This is a genomic window from Gammaproteobacteria bacterium (assembly GCA_013697705.1).
Taxonomy (GTDB): Bacteria; Pseudomonadota; Gammaproteobacteria; order UBA6002; family UBA6002; genus UBA6002.
Window position 1 is genome coordinate 1 of the sequence record JACCWJ010000015.1, and the last position, 8,676, is coordinate 8,676.

Consider the following 8,676-nt stretch of genomic DNA (forward strand, 5'->3'; position numbering starts at 1 on the left):
CTCTCGCAAGCTCGAGTTACCCACATACCCACATACCCACAGGCTCAACAAATATTTTATTAATTTTAAGAGGGTGATATCTCCTAAAATTTAATTGGTTGCTGGTCTAGACATGGGGGTCACTTAATACATCACCCCTTCTTGTGACCTAGGTAAGCTCCATCGTACGAAGATATCAGCCTTTACCCTGCTTAATATTTGCTATTGTAATAAAGCGCCTCTTTGAGATGGCGTGTCGAATTCAAGAATATTGCTTTAAAAATTTCGAGTGGTGCCTTAAATTTATCTCATCTTGATAGCCGGCTGTTATTGTTATTGAGTCTTTTATGAAATCTTTTATTTGCCATAAAGCGAGCACCAATAACTTGAATCAAGGGGTGTGACTTTTTTGTGACAGATTGCTAGAACGGCATTTTAAGCAATTAGGTATCAAAGCTGTTGAAGCTGAGCGTGATTGATCTCTAGAGCCGATAATTAATTATAAACACAAGACTATTATACAAGTGATAAATGAACAAGCGGGCAATATCTATTAAAAATGTGTATCACAAACCCTTTTATTACCAAAGCTTCGCCAACAAGTTACCTACAATATGATTCAACGAATGCTTTTTAGCCTCTTTTTAGGGACCCTAAAATACCTTTAATTTGATTCAATTTGTTCAGTTCGAAATTAAATCCCGAAAAATTAAAATCTCCTTAAGATTAGTTTAACAAAATGATGGTAAATTGCTACTTTGCAGAAACAATTTTTTCTGTTGTAGAAGTATCTTTTCTTTTTCAAGGTACTGCAGCTTCGAGAAAAATTACAGAAGTTATTTTTAAGGTCAACGGCTACCCCAAAGGTACGAAGTTAAGTAATTCTCTCATTAATTTTGATTAAAATAGATCCTTATATTAATCATGGCAACAAGGTGGGGACAAGATGGGAAAACAGACATTTGTTATTAATTTTGATGGTGCTATTACGCCTGAAAATAAATTTGTGTTTTATGAGTCGGGACCTGGATTAATTAGAGTTGGATATCATATCGATGAAGAAATTAAGAATAGACTACTAACCAAAGAGAAAATTGTTACAAATTTATTTGAATTTTATGAACATATCTATATCGTTAGTCCCGCTGATAAGCAAGAAATGTACCTTAACTTTGGAGTAAGTGAAGGCTTTTTTAACGCTAATAAAAATAGGCTTTCGTTATGCACGCTAGAACAATTTATTTCACAAAAGCAATCCCTTAATCAAAAAGGAGCTATTATTGCTGTGACAGAGCCTATACCTATGGGCCAGCCATTCCATTATTCAGACGTTTTGATTGCGGAAGGAGTTACTCTTCCTGTAATTAATAGCTCCATGATGTTTCGGATTTTCTGTGATAAAAATGCAATGAGCGATATATTCCATCGTCATTCTCCTGAGGCTATGCCGCCAGAAGCTGTTCTAAATCTAGATGACCTTGTCTCGATCGAACCCACTTTAGCCAAGTTTAGAGCGGAATATGTGGTGTTAAAACCGGTTGATGGATCAAGAGCCTGTGGGATTGTGTTGGTTCCTAAAGAAAAAACGCTGGAAGTCTTAAAATGGCTGGCGGATGAAAATCCTTTTAAGATGCTAAAACTACCACATTTCGACGATCCAGAGTCAAAAAACAGTCTTGTACAGCTTGATGGTAAAATAACCGAAAGTGGTATCCGGTATTGTATAGCGCAAGAGTGTATTGCCCCAGCATTATTAGAAGTTCAAGGCTCGAAATTTCGGCCGACAGTAAGACCAGTAGTAGTCGCACATTACGATAGTGAGACAGATAAATTATCGCTGCGTGTTTCAGAAATGTATTATAAGTTGCCTACGACACCCATAAGCTCTGAAAAATTATTATGGGATGAAACTATTTCCTATCACATAAAAAATTGTGAAATAGAAAGCAGAGACCAAAATTCCATGGTAAGTGCCCCCGCTAGAAAAAAACTCGCTGTATTAAAAGCAAAGGTGAAATTCCCTTATACCGTCCTGCTAAGTCATGAGCTATATGAAACTATATCAAATGATATAATACGGTCCTTAACGCCGGTTGTTTCCTATCTATTCAACACCACTGAAGATAGTTACTATGCTGCAATTATTAGTGAGAAAAATAATCTAGCTGCTTTGTACAAAAATAATTTGAGATTATCTATTCACAAAAAATTAGATGATAGTAGCTGTCAGCTCTTCAAAAGCAAAAATCTCAACACAACATTAATATTACTTTATCATCTGTACTATCGAATTGATTTATATGAGCGAATTAAGCATAAAGGCATACTGCAACCCGCCATTATTAGTCTCTTATTAAGATATCAGGATGCTTTTGGGGATAAACCGTACAAGGCAGAAATAGAAGAGATTTCAAGGCGGATTTTGGATAAAATCCACCATTTAGAGGCTGTTAGCACATCTAATGAACTATTACTGCTAAAGGAAAACTTAACTAGCTACAGTCAAGGAAATTTGAGTCTCTCAAGTTCGCAACAAATTTATTTGAAGGCTGCTGAGCACTTTAAAGAGGGAAATTATACGCTTGCTAATAAATTATTTATTAGATCAAGTCTAATCTGTGATGAGAATAGTAAGGAACAAGCCACCTGTTTTTATTCATTGGCCTCTAGCTGTATTAAGCAAGATCAGTATCAAAAAGCGGCCGAATTTGCTGCTAAAGCGGTTGATTTACGTGCCCTGTTATTTGAAAACAAAAATATTCTAAAAGAGGATTTGGATCGTGCCATAAAAAAATTAAATGATTGTAAGGCTCTTGTAGAGGCGGCTAAAAAAGCCCAAACAGCTCTTGCCTTATTTAAACAACAAAATTATCCCCACGCAATTAAGGAGTTCAAATCTGCTATAGACCTTTATAGTGAAATTCAGGCCAAAAGCACAACATTAGCAACATATCATTATAATATTGCCTCTAGCTATCTTCGTCTTGAAATGAAACGTCATGCAATTGATAATTATGAGAAAAGTTATTCTATCCGGCGAGAGTTGTTAGGGGAATCAAATGAGATTACAAAAAATACTCAAGATAAGCTGGATGAATTAAAAAAAGTTAAAGGCGAGAGCTCAGGCTTAAAGCCAAGTTAAGGATATTAATAATCTTCGCATTGAATCATGGAAAAGGTAATTTTGGCAGAGGATTCGTTGAATCATAATTGAGGTAACTTTACTTAACTCAATGATTTAACTATAACCTGTTGCTTAGCCTGGGGGCCCAAGTGAAAAATGTGGGCAAAAGTTAAGACACTTATTACAATGAACTGACTAAGTACGTGCTTATAAGCTCAATATAATTAACAAAATAACTGGGGTATCCTCATGCTTAATCAATATGAATTAACGTTAGCTACGGATCTAGATGGAACTTTTTTAGAAGGAGATACTGAAGTCAAAAATTTTTTTTATAATAAATTGACCCATCTTCGTAGCAATATTCAATTAATCTATGTCACTGGTCGGCCTATTGCAACAGTTAAACAGTTTTGCATTCAAGGTTATTTACCTTTCCCTCATTATGTTATTGGTGACCACGGAACTCATATCGTTGATGGAACAACTTTTAGTCCAGTTGAGCATTTGCAAAATCCTATTATTGAAAAATGGAATAACGCTAATGATAGACTGAAAGAATTACTGCGTGACGACAAAGGTATTCAATTGCAACCCATCGATCCACCTTATCGTGTTGCTTACTACTATGAGCCGTCAACTCTAGAAGATGTTACTTTACAGAAAATAGCGGATGCAGGCTGTGACACAATTTTGTCCTGCGATGTCTATTTAGATATTGTACCAAAAGGGGTTAACAAAGGTTCTACCTTGCTACAATTGTTGAAATCCTTAGATGTAAATGCTGAAACGGTTATAACAAGTGGTGATTCTTTAAATGATTTATCATTATTCCAGACAGGTTTGAAAAGTATTGCAGTAGGAAATGCAGAGCCGAAACTCTTAACCGCAATCAAAGAATTATCTAATGTTTATAGCAGTAAATTTCCAGGTTTACTCGGTATTATCGACGGTTTAAAATTTTTTGAAAGAATGGAATTATTTGCTTAAATCGTTTGAATTTTCATAAGTATGGGTCATGATTTGGGATGTAATCGTTGTATTTTGGAATGCCGTCAATTTCAAAAATAAAAATTTTTTCGCCTGACATCTTGCAATTGGTTCTTAATTTTTTTATGGCGTCTTTATATTTCACCTAATCCCTTGTGCCCCATTTCTGCGTTCTAGATATCTTTATAAGTGGCGCCCAATTTGAAGCTATTTTGAATAGCTGAATATTCAAACAAAGTTTAGCTGCATTTTTATCTAAGACTTTTGGTGGGCTGGTCTCGATAATAACTTGTTTTTTGCATTCGCCTTGCGATTGCATTGGCAGCATCGTCCTTAGCAGGTACGTTTTTCCTCTAGAAGTAATTGGTGCTTTTTGACAGTAGGATTATCCCAAAATTAGAAATAATATTAAAACAAGGAATAAGTGAAGAAATGAATCCAGTAACAATGCAAGCCCTATAAACGCGGAGCCTTTTCCGAGATATAAAAACACAAAGAATCCATCTGACCATATTCCATCTGTGCCTCAATAAACTTCCTTCAAAACGAGAGTTTTTCTTTAAGTCTGCGACTGGTATTCGCTTTGGTTATCCCAGCAACCTTCCAACACTTAATTTTGGCGGAATACTTAACTATCAAAACGGGTAACCTTACTTTTTTCAAGTCTTTTTTCAAGTCTTTTTTCAAGTCTTTTGTCAGATTAGGTCGGAACTAATACGTGTAATGGGTTGCGGCATCCTGTTAACTATTCCGAAAATGTTCAAACTTGCCTTAATTATACTTACATAAGAAGGCAAGATTTATGGTCAGCCTCTGTTTGAGTTGTTTGCTCTTCATCATCATCATTATTAATTAAAATAAAGTCGCCAAAGCCCGTCGATAAACATTCATCTTTGGGCGCAGGTTGAAAATGACAATTTTTATTATTATGGAGATGGGAAGTTTGAGCTGGTTTTATGGCGGGCAAGTTACCCGTCTTGAAAAGATAAGCTTTTTCTGTGTCGAGCCAGATAAACATTTCCCGCTTATTAATTATTTCAACATTTGTAGGGAATGTATCAGCCACAACGGTTGGCTCGCCAATAGGTTGATTATTTGCATCAACAAGTAATACCTTACACATGACTGTATTACTATTGCTACTAGTTAAATGAGGCCAGCACAGTAAGGTATAGTCGTACCCCAGCGCTTTACTGAATATGCTTAGAAATGAAGGCCCATCATGAGATAGTTCATTTGACCAAGAATGACCATTATATACTTGAGTCCGCAGTCCTTTTTCATCTTTAGTGGCTATCATAAATCCTTTGCCTGCGGAAGATAACGAAACAGAAAAATTATCTGTAAAAGCATTCTTAATCCTAAAACTGGTAGCCATCTTGCCCGATGGATTCATAATGTGAGTGCTAACGCGAGCTAGAAATTTACCCTCACTCCCATCAGAAACTATATTCTGAATGGCCAACACAAAATTACCATTAGCTAAAGGCGCAATAGTGGGTAAGAAATAAATTTTTTCTCGATTTGATCTAGCGCAAACATAGCTTCGGCGAGACTCAGTTTGGCACATTAAGTCTTTTTGAAAAAAAGAATTAGCTACATACTTAATGCAATACAATATTACATAACCCTTTTCTCTGCACAGAACCTGTGGCGCAGCCATTTCTTTGTACAGTGACTCTGAGTTAGTTGAATTAGCCATATTCACTTCTGCGCCTTCTCGCCTAACTACCTTAGGGACATGATTTTCATCCTCAATCAAGGTAGTTGTTAATTCACAAAAAGAAGCGTTGTTTAATGGCATTACGGGAATACTAGCCATACCTTTTTCTGAACAAACAACAGCATATAGGCTTGTCTCTTGTCGGGTCTCATATTCCTCCTTGGGGTTTATAAAGTTAGGAGTTGTTGTGCTGCTAGTACCCCAAACTACAATAAAAGATCCATCTTCATATACCGCAAGGGAGTTACCTCCTACTTGTAGATCATAGGTATTGTCATAGGGAGTAGTATGCTGATAGTGCGGGTGGCTAGCTAAAGTATAGGAGCGAATGATTTTCCCCTTGCCATCGACTATATTGACAAAGAGCTGCACCGGATCTGTTGATTTTGGAGGTGGTTTTTTATAATAAAGATTAACAAAACGATTAGGGCTCGCTAATGGTGTTGGGCCGATTAAAAGCCCGTCCCGTGCATCTCTATTTAAATGAACCTCAAAAGAAGGCTCACCCATCACTAACTTTAATTGACCACTAGCATAGTTTGGTATGACGATATCATTATGGGGGTCCTCCCAGGAAATGCCCAGCTGATTACTTTCAGAGAGAGTTGCCTCTTGTAGCTTAAACGTTTGCCCCTTACTGATTAACTTATATTGTTTCTTGGCAGTATCCGTGGCGGTCATAATACCTTGGAGAGTATATTTATCGTCTATCGTTATTTTGCCCTCACCATTGGGCGCATTGATCAGTACTTTTCCAGATTGACTCGTTAATTTATAGTGGCAGGAGCCAGAGCCTCCTGCTAAGTAGGGGAAGCTATTTCCTAGAGAGTTCGGTTTAGGTCCTACTTCGATTAGGTGATTGCCACCACCCCCGAACACAACGGGGCTTTTGGTATCCTTTTCAACGATGATGGGATCATTTTTATGCGAACCGTAATAAGTTAATAACGGAGGTTTGCCATCTCCGGGGAAAAGTCTTTCAATTTTCAAGTCTGGTGCGCCAGGAAAAGTGAGTTCGTTTTCACCGTATGATTGGCTATATATCGGATCTCCGTAGCGGGGCACCACAGAACCCAGTGCTTCTTCAATTGCTTTGAATTTACGATAGCTGATATGCATTTCTTTATTTACAAAAACTCTCGCCTCTTTCATTCGACGGTTTTGCAAACCATTAGAACTTTTGTTTGGTGTGCCATTCTCGTGGTAGACGGAATTTGAACATTCCATTATTTGTGAAACTACTTCAAGTGAGTCTTTTGTATCACTATATCTCACTAATGCATCGCAAATTTCTTGACCAATAAGTTTGCCGGGATTATTAAAGGCCATGCTCAATAAACACACCAATTCTCTTGGTTGAAAAGTCTTATGAGATAATCCGAGAACCCAGTCCTCCAAACGGTGGATCAGACTGTCTATTTTACCTTCATATACAATGGTCGATTTATTGTCTTGAGGGTAGGTGGTGCCTGTGAGGGTGTAATAGAAAATGAGCTTAATTTCAGGTATGGTCAATTTTTTATCAGGCTTGTTTTGTTGGCTTTGGAGTTGTTCAAAGTTCCAAGCCGGATCTACATTCAATTCCTTAGATACCGTCATAATAACAGCTTTAGCATCATAATTCGCAAGGTTGAGACCCACTCCAATAGTCATTAAATTTGCTGAGTCATAATAAGTGCGCTCTCCCTTTGTTTCCCCCTCTTCATCTGTCAAAATCTTATAAATGGCTTGCATAATAGGTGAATTCATCTTTTCTGTTTTAATGGCAGCTAAAAGATCGACCGCAGACAGGGAAGGTAAATGCTCTAAAGGGCTTAGTGCTTTATCAATTAAATTTTCTTCAGAAGAAGTAAGTTTGACATTTAGGGTTGGCATGAAAATCCTTGGAGTTAGATGAATAAAGCCATTGGCGAAGTATCATTTCGGTCATGGTCCTTATGGGGAGCACAAAATCTTTACAAGAACGAAGGGGAGAGCGTGGATGGTTGGTTGGCGATGGCGGCCCTAAGCAATGATACGTTTAACTCCAATAGCCCAAACAACTCAGCAGTAACAGGAGTGCTATGATTTATCTCAGCGCTTTTCTGCTCAGTTCGGTTAAATAGTATTGACAGCATTTTTTGTTTTAGTAAGGAATGAAATTGCTAAACCCGATAACCTCATGAATCTCTCAAACGTAGTTTTTATATTAAATTTGTATTTTTGTAGTCTTACAAAGGTCGGTCTAAAAATCAACCGTTTTTAATAATGTGATAACACATTACCAGCGCGCGCCACCTATGGTTTGTGGAAAATTCTACTGCTGATATTACACTAAACTGATTTTGCTAAATCTTTTTCGGGCGTTACCGCTAACTGCACAATGTTTATGAATTCCTTTAAAAGACTTTTCTTGGTTTAGACTTAAGGGCAACTACCTGAATCGCTGGGACCTATTATCAATACCCAAGCATTAGTGAATTTGTTTAATTTACATAAAATTGCTATATTATGATATAAGCAGTCTATTGAATAGCTGATAACATTAAATAGGAATAAAAAATGCCTAGTGAATTATTAAAACAAGCCGTCAAAGGCAACGAAGTTGCTTTGACTGAGCTAACTTATCAGTTTGAAAATAACAAAGTTCCTGTTCAAGACTTAATAGCAATCAATAACAGTAAACAGCAAGATCAAAATTCGCGCTATCTTAGAGCCTTGTCATTTTATTTTTACACCCCTGTGGTTGATGCTCTGTGTGACCGGCACATAGGTAACAAAAGTGGCCGGACACATCGGTAACATTAATCTACCATAAGTTTATTAACTTTAAGCATTTTTTCATTGAAGATAGCCAAAGGCATAAAAGAGAAATGTAAAA

General features: G+C 37.0%; 4 protein-coding genes. 3 read left to right on the forward strand and 1 reads right to left on the reverse strand.

What is annotated here, in order from left to right; translation table 11 throughout:
- Positions 1 to 925: 925 nt before the first annotated feature.
- Positions 926 to 3,121, forward strand: a complete 2,196-nt coding sequence (locus tag H0U71_03200; GenBank protein ID MBA2654058.1) for a hypothetical protein — start codon at positions 926 to 928, stop codon at positions 3,119 to 3,121.
- A gap of 231 nt (positions 3,122 to 3,352) precedes the next feature.
- A complete protein-coding gene (locus H0U71_03205) occupies positions 3,353 to 4,093 on the forward strand; it encodes an HAD-IIB family hydrolase (protein MBA2654059.1) in 741 nt (246 codons plus the stop codon).
- Between the two features lie 781 nt (positions 4,094 to 4,874).
- Here the strand turns inward: H0U71_03205 and H0U71_03210 are convergent.
- Positions 4,875 to 7,691: a hypothetical protein gene (locus H0U71_03210; GenBank protein ID MBA2654060.1), complete on the reverse strand. Its 2,817-nt coding sequence runs from the start codon at positions 7,689 to 7,691 to the stop codon at positions 4,875 to 4,877.
- A gap of 666 nt (positions 7,692 to 8,357) precedes the next feature.
- Between H0U71_03210 and H0U71_03215 the strand changes: the two genes are divergently transcribed.
- Entirely contained in the window at positions 8,358 to 8,597 is a 240-nt protein-coding gene (locus tag H0U71_03215; GenBank protein ID MBA2654061.1) for a hypothetical protein, read from the forward strand.
- Positions 8,598 to 8,676: the final 79 nt, after the last annotated feature.

Bases quoted from the DNA above. Each gene is read 5' to 3' on its own strand.
- H0U71_03215 (MBA2654061.1), top strand. From the start codon at position 8,358: ATGCCTAGTGAATTATTAAAACAAGCCGTCAAAGGCAACGAAGTTGCT.
- H0U71_03210 (MBA2654060.1), bottom strand. From the start codon at position 7,691: ATGCCAACCCTAAATGTCAAACTTACTTCTTCTGAAGAAAATTTAATT.
- H0U71_03205 (MBA2654059.1), top strand. From the start codon at position 3,353: ATGCTTAATCAATATGAATTAACGTTAGCTACGGATCTAGATGGAACT.
- H0U71_03200 (MBA2654058.1), top strand. From the start codon at position 926: ATGGGAAAACAGACATTTGTTATTAATTTTGATGGTGCTATTACGCCT.